This window comes from Actinoplanes sp. CA-051413, from assembly GCF_050955795.1.
In the GTDB taxonomy this organism is placed as follows: domain Bacteria; phylum Actinomycetota; class Actinomycetes; order Mycobacteriales; family Micromonosporaceae; genus Actinoplanes.
On the sequence record NZ_CP192100.1, the window covers coordinates 1,847,136 to 1,859,977 of the forward strand.

Genomic DNA, 12,842 nt, shown 5'->3' on the forward strand with positions numbered 1-12,842 from the left:
CGCGGCGTGGAAACCCGACCGCGCGGTGACCGACCGGACCCGTCAGGCGCGGGTGAAGACCAGGGCGACGTTGTGCCCGCCGAAGCCGAACGAGTTGTTCAGCGCCGCCGGGATGTCGAGCTGGCGGGCCTTGTGCGCGGCCACGTCGAGCGACAGTTTGTCGTCGGGGTCGTCGAGGTTGATGGTCGGGGGGACGACGCTGTCGCGGATCGCCAGGATTGTGGCGATCGACTCCAGGGCGCCGGCCGCGCCGAGCAGGTGCCCGGACATCGACTTGGTGGAGGTGAGGACCGGGTGGTCGCCCACCGCCGTGAGCAGCGCCGCGATCTCCGTCATGTCCCCGGCCGGGGTGGAGGTCGCGTGCGCGTTGACGTGCACGATGTCGGCCTTGGTGAGGCCCGCGTCCTCGATCGCCCGGCGGATCGCCCGGATCGCGCCGGCGCCCTCGGGGTGCGGCTGCACGATGTCGTAGCCGTCCGAGGTGATGCCGGCTCCGGCCAGCCGTGCGTAGATCGTCGCGCCGCGGGCGATGGCGTGGTCGGCGCGCTCGAGGACGAGCGCTCCCGCGCCCTCGCCGAGCACGAAGCCGTCGCGGCCCTTGTCCCACGGCCGGGACGCCTTCTCCGGCTCGTCGTTGCGGGTCGACATGGCCCGCATCGAGGCGAAACCGGCGATCGGCAGCGGGTGGATCACGGCCTCGGTCCCGCCGGCCATGACCACGTCGGCCCGGCCGGAACGGATGATGTCCAGGCCCAGCGACAGCGCCTCGGCGCCGGTCGCGCAGGCGCTGGCCATCGAGTGGACGCCCGCCTGGGCGCCGAGCTCGAGGCCGACCCAGGCGGCGGGGCCGTTGGGCATCAGCATCGGCACGGTGTGCGGGCTGACCCGGCGCGGCCCGGAGGCCTCCAGGATGTCGTCCTGGTTGAGCAGAGTCTGCGCACCGCCTATGCCGCTGCCGAAGCTCACGGCGAAGCGCTCGGGGTCGAGCCCGGAGTCCTTCAGGCCGGCGTCGGCCCAGGCCTGGTGGGCGGCGATCAGCGCGATCGCCTCGGAGCGGTCCAGCCGGCGCAGCTTGACCCGTTCCATCACCTCGGACGGGTCGACGGCGAGCTCCGCGGCGATGCGGACGGGCAACTGCGCGGCCCACTCCTGGGTGAGGGCTCTCACCCCGGAGCGGCCGGCGAGCATGGCGTCCCAGGTGGACGCGACGTCCCCGCCGAGCGGGGTCGTCGCGCCGAGCCCGGTGACGACGACGTCAGTGGTGCTCATGTCAGTGGTTCGCCTCGATGAAGGAGACGGCGTCGCCGACGGTCTTGAGGTTCTGCACCTCGTTGTCGGGGATCTTGACGCCGAACTTCTCCTCGGCGGCCACCACGACCTCGACCATGGACAGCGAGTCGACGTCCAGGTCGTCGGTGAAGGACTTCTCCTCGGCGACGTCGTCCGGGTTCACCCCGGCGACCTCCTCGAGGATCTCGGCGAGGCCGGAAGTGATCTCAGCGCGGGTTGCCATGTTCGGTGGTTCCTCTCGATGGTGGGAAAAGCTACGGGCAGCGGATGACCTGACCCGCGTACGTGAGGCCGCCGCCGAAGCCGAAGAGCAGGACCGGGGCGCCCGAGGGCACCTCGCGGCGCTCGACCAGCTTGGACAGGGCCAGCGGCACACTCGCCGCGGAGGTGTTGCCGGACTCGACCAGGTCCTTGGCGACGACGACGTCCGGGCCGAGGCCCAGGCGCTTGACGATGCCGTCGATGATGCGGGTGTTGGCCTGGTGCGGCACGAAGGCGGCGAGCTCCTCCGGCCGGACGCCGGCCCGCTCGCACGCCTGCAGGGCGAACGGCGCCAGCGCGGTGGTCGCCCAGCGGAAAACGATCTGGCCCTCCTGCTGGATGTACGGCTGCCAGCCCTCGATCCGCAGCACGTCGCCCTTCTCCGGGGCCGAGCCCCAGAGCACCGGGCCGACACCGGGCTGCTCACCGTCGGGGACCGCGGAGACGACGGCCGCGCCGGCGCCGTCACCGAAGAGCACGGCGGTGGTGCGGTCGGTCCAGTCGGTGACGTCGGAGAGCTTCTCCGCGCCGATGACGATGGCGTTGCGGCTGGCGCCCGCCCGGATCGCGTGGTCGGCGGTGCCCAGGGCGTACGAGAAGCCGGAGCAGGCGGTGTTCAGGTCCATCGCCGCCGGGGCGGTGATGCCCAGCCGGGCGGCGACGCGGGTCGCGACGTTGGGGCAGCGGTCGATGGAGGAGCAGGTGGCCACGACGACCATGTCGATGTCGGCGGCGCTGAGCCCGGAGCCGGCCAGGGCCTTCTCCGCGGCGAAGGTGGCCATGTCGGCGACCGACTCGGCGTCGGCGATGCGACGCTCGGCGATGCCGACCCGGTCTTTGATCCACGCGTCGTTGGTGTTGACGATCTTGGCCAGATCGTCGTTGGTGACAATGCGCGAGGGCTGGTAGTGGCCCATCGCGACGATGCGGGAACCCGCGGTCATCGTGTTGCTCCTTCGTTCGCGACGGACGTGGTCACTGCTGTTGCCCGCCGATGCGGGCCACCGGCTGGCCGGGGGCTACCGGGTCGTCGTGGTGGGCGAGCCACTCGGTGAGGATCCCGGCGGCGTGCGCGGCGACCTCGACCGGTCCCTGCCGGGTGGTCACCTGGCCGATGACCTGACCCTGCCGCAGGTCCACGCCCTCGGCCAGACCCTCGGCGGGCTGGAACAGCCCGGCGCTGGGGGCGACCACGACCCGGAAGAGCGGGGTGGGCTCGTGGGTGGAGGCGGTGCCGTGCCGGGCGATGAGGTCGCGGGCGGCGGGCAGGTCGTCCGGGGTGTTGAGGGTGACGATCTCGGGGGCGTTCTCGCCCTTGAGCTCGCGCTTGGCCAGCCCGGCCAGGGTGCCCGCCGGGGGCAGCTCGATGATGCCGGTGACGCCCAGGTCGCGCAGGTTGCGCAGCACCAGGTCCCAGCGGACCGGGGCGGTGACCTGGCGGACCAGGCGCCGCAGCATCTCGCGGCCGTGGTTGACGGCGGCGCCGTCCAGGTCGGACAGCAGGATCCGGGCCGGGTCGGCGACGGGCACGCCGGCCGCGACGGCCCCGAGGGCCTGCTCGGCCGGCGCCATGTACGGCGTGTGGAAAGCCCCCGCGACCTGCAGCGCGATGACCCGGGCCTTGGCCGGCGGCTCGGCCGCGAACTTGGCCAGCGCGTCCAGCGCACCGGCGGCAACGACCTGACCGGCACCGTTGCGGTTGGCCGGGTAGAGCCCGTGGCGCTCGATCGCGGCGATCACCTCGTCGGCGTCGCCCCCCAGCACGGCGCTCATGCCGGTGGCCTCCAGCGCGCAGGCGGCGGCCATCTCGCGGCCGCGGACCCCGGCGAGGGTGATGGCGGACTCGGCGGACAGCACCCCGGCGAGGGCGGCGGCGCCGAGCTCACCGACGCTGTGCCCGGCGACCAGGGCGACGTCGTGCATCGGCAGGTGCTCGGCGGCGAGCAGGGCGGCCGCGACGAGCAGCGGCTGGGTGCGGGCGGTGTCCTTGATGTCGTCCGCGCCGGCTTCGGTGCCGAGGTGGATCAGGTCGACGCCGGAGAGCGCGGACCACCAGGTCAGCCGGGCCTCGGCCCCGGGCAGGCCGAGCCATCCGGAGAGGAAGCCGGGCTTCTGGGAACCCTGGCCGGGCGAGAGTACGGCGAGCACGGAGTCGACTCTTCCGGATGCGAGGTCGTTCCGGGGTTGCTGCACGGGACCAAACCCTACGACCGGCGTTGTAGCTTTCCTACAAACACCCCTGTGCTTCGCCCAGATTAGGCATGATATCGGGGCTCTTCCGGCGGTGCGTGAAGGACCGCGAAGCCCGGTGATTTAGCTCGCAGGGTCGAGGCGCCCGATGGTCAGAGCCATCCGCAGCGCGAACGCGTCCCGGCCGTCCAGCGGCGACAGACTGGTCACCTCGGCGACCCTTTTGAGCCGGTACCGCACGGTGTTCGGGTGCACGAACAGCTCGCGGGCGGCACTTTCCAGCACGCCGCCGGCCGCGAAGAAGGCATCCAGCGTCTCCAGCAGCCCGCCGCCGGCGCGCGACAGTGCGCCGTACACGTCGTGCCGCAGCGCCCGCCGGGCCTCGGAGTCCCCGGCCATGGCCCGTTCCGGCAGCAGGTCGTCGGCAGCCACCGGGTTCGGGGCGCCGGGCCAGGCGCGCGCCGCCCGGAAGCCGGCCAGGGCGGCCCGGGCCGACTCGGTGGCCTGGTCCAGCGAGGGGACGGCCGGGCCGACCACGATCGGTCCCTCGCCGAAGCTCGCGGCCAGGTGCCCGGCGGCGACCAGCGGGTCGGCGACCCCGCCGAGCACGACCACCAGCCGGTCGCCGTGCACGCCGCCGATGACCTCGACCCGGGCCCGCCGGGCGGCCCGGTAGACCGAGTGCAGCACCGCGGTGATGTCACCGCCGGGGGTGCGTCCCACCACCACGGCCACCGGGGGTGCGTCGGCCCAGCCCAGGGCGGCGGCCCGGCTGGCCAGCACGTCGGAGGAGTCGCCGCGCAGCAGGGCGTCGACCAGCAGCGCCTGCAGCCGGGCGTCCCAGGCGCCGCGGGACTCGGCGGCGCGGGCGTAGACCCGGGCGGCCGAGAAGGCGATCTCCCGGGAGAACTTGAGGATGGCGACCGCGAGGGCCTCCTCCTCGCCGGCCGCGGCCAGGCTGGTCACCTCGGCCTCGGCCACGTCGATGGTGACCTTGATGAGGGCGACGGTCTGGGTCAGCGTGATCGAGCGGGCCAGGGCGCGCGGGGCGGCGGCGAAGACCTCGTCGGAGATCTCCTGGGTGCCGGCCGCGGTGCCGCCCGAGCGCAGCCACTCGACCAGCGAGCGGACGCCGGCCTGGGCGACCAGCATGACCCACGAGCGCTGGTCGGCCGGCAGGGCCCGGAACCAGGGCAGGGTCTCGTCCATCCGGGCGACGCTGGCGCTGGCCAGGGCCCCGGCGCGGCGCTCGACGCGGCGCAGGGTCGCGGCCAGCGGGGGGCGTTTCGCCGTACCGCCGGGTTTCGCCTCCTCTGCCACCCGGCCAGCCTGTCACGACCGGGCTCGCGGGCGGTCGCCGGTGCCTGGCATGTCTTTCCATGGCCGTGACCTGCCTGCTGGCTGTACCGTTCCGCGCGGTTGCCGAGCATTCTTCATCTGTAACCTTTGGGTTATTTGTCCGATATAGCGGTGCGCCTTCACCGTGATTTCGGTCGGTGACCTGGCAGGGTGTCGTCCTAGCACCGCACGACTCGTAGGTGCGAGGTCTTATGACGGGCGGCGCGGTGCCGATGAGACCCGGTGGTCCGGACGGCGGGCAGGAGAGGGGGCAGGGATGACGGAACGCGAGGACGGCCAGCTGTACGCCGAAGCGGAGCAGGTCGCCGCGGAGGAGCCGTTTCCCTCGGTCGCGTCCGCACAGGCCACCGAGGAGCCGGTCGACGACATCCCGCACCGGGTCGGCTGCCGCACCGAGCTGCGCGGCTGGGCCGGTGCCCACCTGCACGGCGCGGTCCGGCCCCGGCGCCGGGCAGTGAGCCGGGGGCGTCCGCCCGGCCGCTGGTGCTGAAGCGGCGTCCCGCTCACCCTCGTGGGTGACTGACTGCGGTGTGGCGGGCTGGTTATGGCCCATCGTCCGGCCCGTCTCGGCACCGTGTGTGTCCGTGGACGACAAGAGACGACTCATCCTCGACCAGGCCCTCGCCCTCGTCGACGAACACGGCCTCGGTGCCATGTCCATGCGCGCCGTCGCCGAACGGGTCGGGCTCACCTCGATGGCCCTCTACCCGTACGTCGGTGGCAAGGACGCCCTGCTGGACGGGCTCGTCGACCTGCTGCACCTGGAGCTGGGCACCGAGTACGGCGAGGACCCCGGCGACATTGACTGGCGGCAGCGCCTGCGGGCCCTGGGCCGGGCGGTACGGGCGTTGTCCCGGGCGCACCCCGGCGCGTACCCGTTGCTGCTGAACCGCCGCTCCGCCGGCGCCTCCGCCTCCTGGCTGACCGCCGCCCTGCGCGGCTGCCTGCACGACGCCGGCGTGCCGGGGGAGCAGGTGCCGCGGCTGACCCGGATGATCTGCGCGTTCCTGCTCGGCTACACCGTCGGCGAGGTGACCGGGGGGCTGCCCGCGGACGAGGCGGCCTGCCACGAGGACGCCGCGGGGGAGTTCGACGCCGACCTGGACGACCTGGTCCGGCTGGTGGAGGTCACCGTTAGCGGCACGTGAGGCCGTTCGGCATCGCCGCCCGGGTGCTGTGGCCTATAAAGAGGCTTATGTCCGACGGGTACGTTCTGGAGCGGTACATCCAGCTGCGCCGCGCCGCGTTCCTGATGTGCGGCGACTGGGCGCTCGCCGACGAACTGGCCCGCACCACCCTGGCCCGGGTGCTCGCCGATCCCGACATCACCGAGCCGGACCTGTGGGCGTACGCCGATCTGATGGCCGCCTTCAAGAAGCCCCGCGGCCGGCGCGAGCACGTCTTCGTCGCCCCGGAACCAGCCCTGCTCACCGAACCCGTCCCGGCCGATCGAGGCTCGGGCGGCGGTCAGCTGCAACTGGCCACCGCGCCTGCCGAGGTCGACGCCGTGCACACCGTGCTGGTGCTGGACGCGCTGCACGGCCTCAGCCCGCGCTGCCGGGCCGTGCTGGTGCTGCGGCACTTCTGCGGGCTGGCCATCGACGAGACCGCCGACGCCCTCGACCTGGACGACAGCAGGGTGCTCGCCTTCGAGGCGGAGGGGCTGGGCGCCTTCGCGGGCCTGCTGGCCGCCGCCCGGCCGGTGGACGTGCGATGAGTGCGCTGCTCACGGCGGTGCTGGAGAAGGCCTGCGAGAGCGAGCCGCCGCCCGGCGACGCGGTTCCGGACATCAACCGGCGGGCCGACCGGCTGCGCCGCCGCCGGGCCTGGCGCGTGGTGCTGGCCGGCCTGGTCGCGGTGGCCCTGGTCGTGCTGCTGGGCTTCGTCCTCACGAACGTCCTGCTGCCCGGGCACAAGGCCCGCTCGACCGCCGCGGTGCCCGTCCCGCAGCCCCGCCCGTCCGCCGTCCTCGACCCGGTGCTGAGCGTGCTGGCACCGCCGGTGGACGCCAAGGGTTACCGGATCGTGCCGCGCCCGCCCAGCGCGGGCACGGGCTGGCGGCAGTACGCGGTGCTGAACGCGGACGGGGAGCCGCGGGGTCTGGTCGAGGTCGCCGTCTACGACGCGCCGGCCGGGCTCTGCCTGCCCGTGCAGGCCGAGCCGGAGGCCTGCGCGCTGCCGGACCGGACCCGCGGCGGCATCGAGTACGCGCGCTACGCCGAGACCGGCGACGTCGACTGGCAGGTCCACGAGGTGATCGCCCGCCGGGTGGTCGACGGCCGCACGGTGGCAGTGATGGCCACCGGGGAACGGGGCACCGGCAGCGCCGAGCTGGGCGAGCCTCCGCTGACCACGGTGGAGGTGGCTCAGGCGGCCACGAACCGGCGCCTGCCGGACGCCTTCGGGGTGGGTGAGCGCTGCAACGCGCCCGCCCCCGCCTGCCCGATCCTGCGGGTCCCGGTGCGCCCGGCCGGTTGAGGTCAGACCCGGCGGCGGATCAGGAACGCGATGCCGCCCAGGCCCAGCAGGATCGTGAGCAGGACCGCGCCGTTGAGCAGGTACAGCCGGCGCATGTCGGCCAGCACGTCGTTGACGCCCTCGACCGGGTCCAGCTCCTCGGCCTGCACGTCCTCGCCGATGCCGCCACCGATGCCGCCGCTGACCACGTCCGGCTTCTCCTTGAGCGGCACGCCGCTCAGACGCAGCGACTCCGACATGGTCAGCCGCCCGTAGAACCAACCGGGCGTCTTCTTGCCGGTCGGCTGCTTGGCCGGCCGGAACGCCCGCGGGCCGCCGGCGGCGTTCGGGTAGAGCTCGTAGGTCTGGTTGGCCTTGTCCTTGATCAGCACGGTGACCGTGAACTTGGGGCCGAGCTTCTTCGCTTCCGGCTTGGAGGTGGTCGGCGGCGTGGTCGCCAGCCAGCTGACCTCACTGAGCAGCTGCTTGAACAGGTCCGGCCGCTCGCTCTGCTGCACCGTCACACTGTTGCCGGGGAACTTGCCGGCGATCTGCACCGCCGTGGGCTTGGCCGGCGCCTTGGGCGCGGCCGGCGCGGCACCGGCGGCGAGCCGGTCCGGCGCGGCCTGCGCAGCGCTGGGTGCGGCGACTCCCGCGCTCAGCGCAACAGTCGCCGCGAACACTCCGGTCGCCGACAGCAATCGGGCGATCACCCCTTGAACCACCGTCCGGCCTCCCCGCCCCGTGGATGACATCCGTGCGCCGGCCGGAACGGCGCGCCCGCAAGGACCCGTCGCCGGCACGGCCCAGTCCTCACAGCCTGCCCGCAGATCGTCTCGGCCGCATCCCGGAACGGGACGAATTGGAGCTATCTGGGATCGACTGCATCGGTGGACCTTGGCCGCTGATCAGCGGGCGAATAGTACCCAGCGAGGGCAAGCCGAGGGGGTTCCGGTCACCCGTGCTGCTGACGTTCATACCCCTTTGACGGGCTGAACTGGCCAGGACGTTGCCTGGTGAGGTACGCGCGCGCCGTCATCGAAGCGCGCGCGTACCGAAATGGTCACGAAACCTCAGGCCAGGCGGGACCGGGCCGCCGCCAGCCGGGCCAGGGTGCGCTCGCGGCCCAGCACCTCCAGTGATTCGAACAGCGGCAGGCCGATCGTGCGGCCGGTCGTCGCGACGCGTACCGGTGCCTGGGTCTTGCCCAGCTTGAGCCCGCGCTCCTCGCCGACCCGCTCGAGGGCGGCCTTCAGCGGCTCGGCCGACCACGTCTCCAGCGCGCCGAACGCCGCGACGGCGGCGTCCAGGATGTCGCCCGCGCCCCCCTTCATCGCCTTGTTCCACGACTGCTCGTCGCGGACCGGCTCGGCCAGGAAGAGGAAGTCGACGTAGTCGACGATCTCGCTGAGCACGGCGATGCGGGTCTGGGCCAGCGGCGCCACCGCGGCGAACACGTTGGAGTCGAAGGCCGACGGCTCCCACGGCGGTGCCGGGATCGTGTCGGTGCCGCCCAGCCAGGGCGCGCACACCGCGGCGAACTCCTCGGCGTCCAGGGCCCGGATGTAGTCGCCGTTGAACGCCCGCAGCTTCTTCACGTCGAAGAACGCGGGGGAGTGGCTGACGTTCTCGAGCCGGAACTCCTCCTCGACGACCGACCAGGGCACGATCTCACGGTCGCCGGAGGGTGCCCAGCCGAGCAGCAACAGGTAGTTGCGCATGGCGGCGGCGAGATAGCCCTCGTCGCGGTACGACTCCAGGGCCACCTTGTCCCGCCGCTTGGAGAGCTTCTGCCGCTTCTCGTTGACGATGACCGGCACGTGTCCCCACACCGGGGGCTTGACCCCGAGCGCCTCCCAGAGCAGCTGCTGCTTCGGGGTGTTGGGCAGGTGCTCCTCGGCCCGGATCACGTGGGTGATCCCCATGGTCATGTCGTCCACGACGTTGGCCAGCAGGAAGACGGCCGAGCCGTCGCTGCGGGCGATGACGAAGTCCTCGAGCAGTTTGTTCTCGAAGGTGGGCTCGCCGCGGACCAGGTCGACGACCACGGTCTCGCCCTCGTCGGGCGTGCGGAAGCGCAGCGCCCGTCCCTCGCCGGGGCCCAGCGCCCGGTCGCGGCAGAAGCCGTCGTAGCCGATGTGGGTGTTGCCGGTGCGGGCGATCACGTCGTCGCGGGTGCAGTCGCAGTAGTAGGCGCGACCCTCGCCGTAGAGGCGGGTCGCGGCGGCGGTGTGCTCCGCGGCGTACGTCGACTGGTAGTAGGGGCCCTCGTAGGAGCCGCGCTCGATGCCGATCCAGTCGAGCGCCGAGAGGATGCCCTCCGTCCACTCGGGACGGTTGCGGGCGGCGTCGGTGTCCTCGATGCGCAGGACGAAGACGCCACCGTGCTGCTGGGCGAAGATCCAGTTCTGCAGCGCCGAGCGGGCACCGCCGACGTGGAACATTCCGGTCGGAGAAGGGGCGAAGCGTACGCGTACTGTCACCCGACCAGCCTACGGCGCTTGTCGAGTCCCTTGTCAGCGACCTTTTATCACGTCTTATATTGACGACTATTAGTTAACCTTCTTAAACTTCAGCCGCCCGATGTCATCCCCGACGGCGCCCCCACGCCGGACAGAGAGGTCCCTGATGAAGAGAAGACTGGCTGCCGCAGCCGCTGCGGTCGCCGTGGTGGCCACCAGCGCGATCGCCATGCAAGGCACGTCCGAGGCCGCCGTACTGCCCAACAACTTCAAGAGCGTCGGCTACATGCCGTCCTGGGCCGGCAGCGTCAACAGCATCCAGTACAGCAAGCTCACCCACATCAACTACGCCTTCGTGCTGCCGAACTCCAACGGCACCCTGCAGGCCGTCCCGGACCCGGCCAAGCTGCAGTCGCTGGTCTCGCTCGGACACCAGAACAACGTCAAGGTCGGACTCGCCCTCGGCGGCTGGAACGACGGCAACGACTCGGCCTTCGAGGCGCTCGCCGGCAACTCCGGCGCCCGCACCACCTTCGTCAACGCCGTCATGGGCCTGGTCGGCCAGTACAACCTGGACGGCATCGACATCGACTGGGAATACCCCGACCCGGGCACCTCGGGCAACAACTACACGGCCCTGATGCAGCAGCTCAGCACCGCCCTGCACGGCCAGGGCAAGCTGCTCACCGCGGCGGTCGTCTCCGAGGGCGGCACGGCCAACGGCGTGCAGCCGGCGGTGTTCGGCATGGTCGACTGGCTCAACATCATGGCGTACGACGGCGGCAGCCCGCACGCCAACTACGACTGGTCGATCGCCAGCGTCAACTTCTGGAAGGGCCGCGGCCTGCCCGCCAGCAAGGCGGTGCTGGGCGTCCCGTTCTACAGCCGTCCCGGCTACAAGACGTACGCGCAGATCGTCGCCACCAACCCGGCCTTCGCCAACCAGGACTGCGCCACGATCAGCGGCGTGCAGGAGTGCTACAACGGCCTGCCGACGATCCGCCGCAAGACCCAGTGGGCCATGGCCAACGCCGGCGGCATCATGAACTGGGAGCTCTCCCAGGACGCGACGGGCGCCAACTCGCTGGTCAGCGCCATCTACGCGACGGCGACCGGCGGTGGCACGCCGACCACCCCGCCGCCCTCGGGGCGCACCGGCCGGATCACCGGCATCGGCGGCAAGTGCGTCGACATCGCCGCGGCGTCGTCGGCCAACGGCACCGCCGTGCAGCTCTACGACTGCAACGGCAGCGCCGCGCAGAACTGGACCGTCGCGACCGACGGCACCCTGCGCGGGCTGGGCAAGTGCCTGGACGTGGCGGCGGCCGGCACCGCGAACGGCTCGCTGGTGCAGATCTACGACTGCAACGGCACCGGTGCCCAGCAGTGGCAGGCGCAGAGCAACGGCACGCTGCGCAACCCGGTCAGCAACAAGTGCCTGGACGCGTCGAACAACAGCTCGGCCAACGGCACCCGGCTGCAGATCTGGGAGTGCTTCGCCGGTACGAACCAGCGTTGGACCCTGCCCGCGTGACAGCTGATCCGCGCGGTTCCGCTGACTCAGGGGACCGCGCGGATCCGTACCACCAGGACCGCGCCGAGCAGGGTGACCGCCGCGGTCAGCGCGTACAGGGTGGAATAGCCGCCCAGGTGGGTGACCAGCGGCGCCGCGATGGCCGGCCCCAGCACCTGCGGCGCGGCCGTCGCGATGTTGATCACCCCGAGGTCCTTGGCCCGGTCCACCGCGGCCGGCAGCACCTGGGTGATCAGCGCGGTGTCGACCGCCAGATAGACTCCGTAGCCCGCGCCCAGCAGCACCGAGGCGACCAGGGCCACCGGCCAGGTCGGCCAGATCGCCAGCAGCAGGGCGGCGACCGCGATGACCACACCGGACCACACCACGAAGATCTTGCGGCGCCCGGACCGGTCGGAGAGCCGGCCGCCGAGCACCGCGGTCGCGACCATGCCCGCCGTGTAGAGCAGGATCATGATCAGCAGTCCGGTGTCCGGGTCGGCCAGCCGGAGCCGGTCGGTGAGGAAGTACAGCAGGTAGAGCGTGCCCAGGGCGTTGCCGAGCTGGACCAGGAACCGGGTGCCCCAGGCCCAGCCGAAGTCGGGATGCTCCCGCAGGACCCGCCACAGCCCGGTCCGCGACCGCGGCCGGGCCGGCCCGGCGGGCAGCGGATCGTCCGGGGTCAGCAGCACGAACGGCACGGCCAGCAGCAGCAGGACCAGGGCCATCACCAGGTAACCCGCGGCGACGCCGGTGACCACCGCGGTGACCAGCACCGCGCCGAGCACCAGGCCGAGCGCCTGCGGCATGCCGATCCAGCCGGAGACCATGCCCCGCTGACGCACCGGCACCCGGTCCGGGACCGCCGCGGTCAGCGTGGCCAGCATGATGTTGAGCCCGAGCTGGGCGCCGGCCCAGCCCAGTGCCACTCCCGCGAGGTGCCGCTGACCGGCCAGGGCCAGCAGCGACAGGGCGGCGATCAGGGCGCCGGCCAGCGTCCAGACGTGCCGGCGGCCGTACGACCGGCCGCCGAGGCGCAGCCGGGTCCGGTCGGAGTACAGGCCGGCCAGCGGGTTGACGACGATCGCGACCAGCGCGCCCAGGGCGGTGACCCAGCCCAGCGCGGCTTCCTTGCCCTCGATGCCCAGCTCGCTGATCTGTCCCGGGAGCAGCACCTGCACCGGCGTGAAGAACGCCATCCACAGACCCAGGTTCGCGGCGGACAGCAGGGCGACCCACGAGCGGTGGACCGGCCGTACGGGCTCGGCCAGCGCGGCGGGCGCGTCCTGCATGACGCTCATCGGACCCCC

The 12,842-nt window shown here is 72.4% G+C and carries 13 protein-coding genes; 5 read left to right on the top strand and 8 right to left on the bottom strand.

Annotated elements, in window-relative coordinates; translation table 11 throughout:
• Nucleotides 1-42: 42 nt before the first annotated feature.
• The 5 genes from fabF to ACQP2Y_RS08835 form a co-directional block, all read right to left on the bottom strand.
• Entirely contained in the window at nucleotides 43-1,269 is a 1,227-nt protein-coding gene (gene fabF, locus ACQP2Y_RS08815; RefSeq protein WP_433726222.1) for a beta-ketoacyl-ACP synthase II, read from the bottom strand.
• Nucleotide 1,270: 1 nt separating this feature from the next.
• A complete protein-coding gene (locus ACQP2Y_RS08820; protein WP_023359558.1) occupies nucleotides 1,271-1,513 on the bottom strand; it encodes an acyl carrier protein in 243 nt (80 codons plus the stop codon).
• A 31-nt stretch (nucleotides 1,514-1,544) separates the two neighbouring features.
• The gene (locus ACQP2Y_RS08825; protein WP_433726225.1) at nucleotides 1,545-2,495 is read right to left on the bottom strand and encodes a beta-ketoacyl-ACP synthase III; all 951 of its coding nucleotides are present in this window, start codon (nucleotides 2,493-2,495) and stop codon (nucleotides 1,545-1,547) included.
• A gap of 31 nt (nucleotides 2,496-2,526) precedes the next feature.
• Entirely contained in the window at nucleotides 2,527-3,699 is a 1,173-nt protein-coding gene (locus ACQP2Y_RS08830) for an acyltransferase domain-containing protein (protein ID WP_433726227.1), read from the bottom strand.
• Between the two features lie 165 nt (nucleotides 3,700-3,864).
• On the bottom strand, nucleotides 3,865-4,950 hold the full coding sequence (locus ACQP2Y_RS08835; RefSeq protein ID WP_433731844.1) for a PucR family transcriptional regulator: 1,086 nt from the start codon (nucleotides 4,948-4,950) through the stop codon (nucleotides 3,865-3,867).
• 406 nt (nucleotides 4,951-5,356) lie between these two features.
• Here ACQP2Y_RS08835 and ACQP2Y_RS08840 point away from each other — a divergent pair, with 406 nt between their 5' ends.
• The 4 genes from ACQP2Y_RS08840 to ACQP2Y_RS08855 all read left to right on the top strand — a co-directional run bounded on the left by ACQP2Y_RS08840 (nucleotide 5,357) and on the right by ACQP2Y_RS08855 (nucleotide 7,578).
• Nucleotides 5,357-5,590 carry a hypothetical protein gene (locus tag ACQP2Y_RS08840; protein WP_360833876.1) on the top strand — a complete coding sequence of 78 codons (234 nt, stop codon included), beginning with the start codon at nucleotides 5,357-5,359 and terminating at the stop codon, nucleotides 5,588-5,590.
• 94 nt (nucleotides 5,591-5,684) lie between these two features.
• The gene (locus ACQP2Y_RS08845; protein ID WP_360548477.1) at nucleotides 5,685-6,248 is read left to right on the top strand and encodes a TetR/AcrR family transcriptional regulator; all 564 of its coding nucleotides are present in this window, start codon (nucleotides 5,685-5,687) and stop codon (nucleotides 6,246-6,248) included.
• Nucleotides 6,249-6,295: 47 nt separating this feature from the next.
• Nucleotides 6,296-6,817 (top strand): sigma factor-like helix-turn-helix DNA-binding protein, encoded by a 522-nt coding sequence (locus ACQP2Y_RS08850; protein ID WP_433726230.1) that lies wholly within the window; start codon nucleotides 6,296-6,298, stop codon nucleotides 6,815-6,817.
• Entirely contained in the window at nucleotides 6,814-7,578 is a 765-nt protein-coding gene (locus ACQP2Y_RS08855) for a hypothetical protein (RefSeq protein ID WP_433726232.1), read from the top strand. The genes ACQP2Y_RS08850 and ACQP2Y_RS08855 overlap by 4 nt, the downstream gene beginning before the upstream one ends.
• A gap of 2 nt (nucleotides 7,579-7,580) precedes the next feature.
• Here the strand turns inward: ACQP2Y_RS08855 and ACQP2Y_RS08860 are convergent, their stop codons facing one another.
• Both ACQP2Y_RS08860 and gltX read right to left on the bottom strand, forming a co-directional pair.
• A complete protein-coding gene (locus ACQP2Y_RS08860; protein WP_433726234.1) occupies nucleotides 7,581-8,270 on the bottom strand; it encodes a hypothetical protein in 690 nt (229 codons plus the stop codon).
• A gap of 360 nt (nucleotides 8,271-8,630) precedes the next feature.
• Entirely contained in the window at nucleotides 8,631-10,040 is a 1,410-nt protein-coding gene (gene gltX, locus ACQP2Y_RS08865) for a glutamate--tRNA ligase (RefSeq protein ID WP_433726236.1), read from the bottom strand.
• Nucleotides 10,041-10,185: 145 nt separating this feature from the next.
• Here gltX and ACQP2Y_RS08870 point away from each other — a divergent pair, with 145 nt between their 5' ends.
• Nucleotides 10,186-11,553: a glycosyl hydrolase family 18 protein gene (locus tag ACQP2Y_RS08870; RefSeq protein WP_433726238.1), complete on the top strand. Its 1,368-nt coding sequence runs from the start codon at nucleotides 10,186-10,188 to the stop codon at nucleotides 11,551-11,553.
• Between the two features lie 26 nt (nucleotides 11,554-11,579).
• Here the strand turns inward: ACQP2Y_RS08870 and ACQP2Y_RS08875 are convergent, their stop codons facing one another.
• Nucleotides 11,580-12,833 (bottom strand): MFS transporter, encoded by a 1,254-nt coding sequence (locus tag ACQP2Y_RS08875; RefSeq protein ID WP_433726240.1) that lies wholly within the window; start codon nucleotides 12,831-12,833, stop codon nucleotides 11,580-11,582.
• Nucleotides 12,834-12,842 lie beyond the last annotated feature (9 nt).

Bases quoted from the DNA above. Each gene is read 5' to 3' on its own strand.
- fabF (WP_433726222.1), bottom strand. From the start codon at position 1,269: ATGAGCACCACTGACGTCGTCGTCACCGGGCTCGGCGCGACGACCCCG.
- ACQP2Y_RS08820 (WP_023359558.1), bottom strand. From the start codon at position 1,513: ATGGCAACCCGCGCTGAGATCACTTCCGGCCTCGCCGAGATCCTCGAG.
- ACQP2Y_RS08825 (WP_433726225.1), bottom strand. From the start codon at position 2,495: ATGACCGCGGGTTCCCGCATCGTCGCGATGGGCCACTACCAGCCCTCG.
- ACQP2Y_RS08835 (WP_433731844.1), bottom strand. From the start codon at position 4,950: ATGGACGAGACCCTGCCCTGGTTCCGGGCCCTGCCGGCCGACCAGCGC.
- ACQP2Y_RS08840 (WP_360833876.1), top strand. From the start codon at position 5,357: ATGACGGAACGCGAGGACGGCCAGCTGTACGCCGAAGCGGAGCAGGTC.
- ACQP2Y_RS08850 (WP_433726230.1), top strand. From the start codon at position 6,296: ATGTCCGACGGGTACGTTCTGGAGCGGTACATCCAGCTGCGCCGCGCC.
- ACQP2Y_RS08855 (WP_433726232.1), top strand. From the start codon at position 6,814: ATGAGTGCGCTGCTCACGGCGGTGCTGGAGAAGGCCTGCGAGAGCGAG.
- ACQP2Y_RS08870 (WP_433726238.1), top strand. From the start codon at position 10,186: ATGAAGAGAAGACTGGCTGCCGCAGCCGCTGCGGTCGCCGTGGTGGCC.
- ACQP2Y_RS08875 (WP_433726240.1), bottom strand. From the start codon at position 12,833: ATGAGCGTCATGCAGGACGCGCCCGCCGCGCTGGCCGAGCCCGTACGG.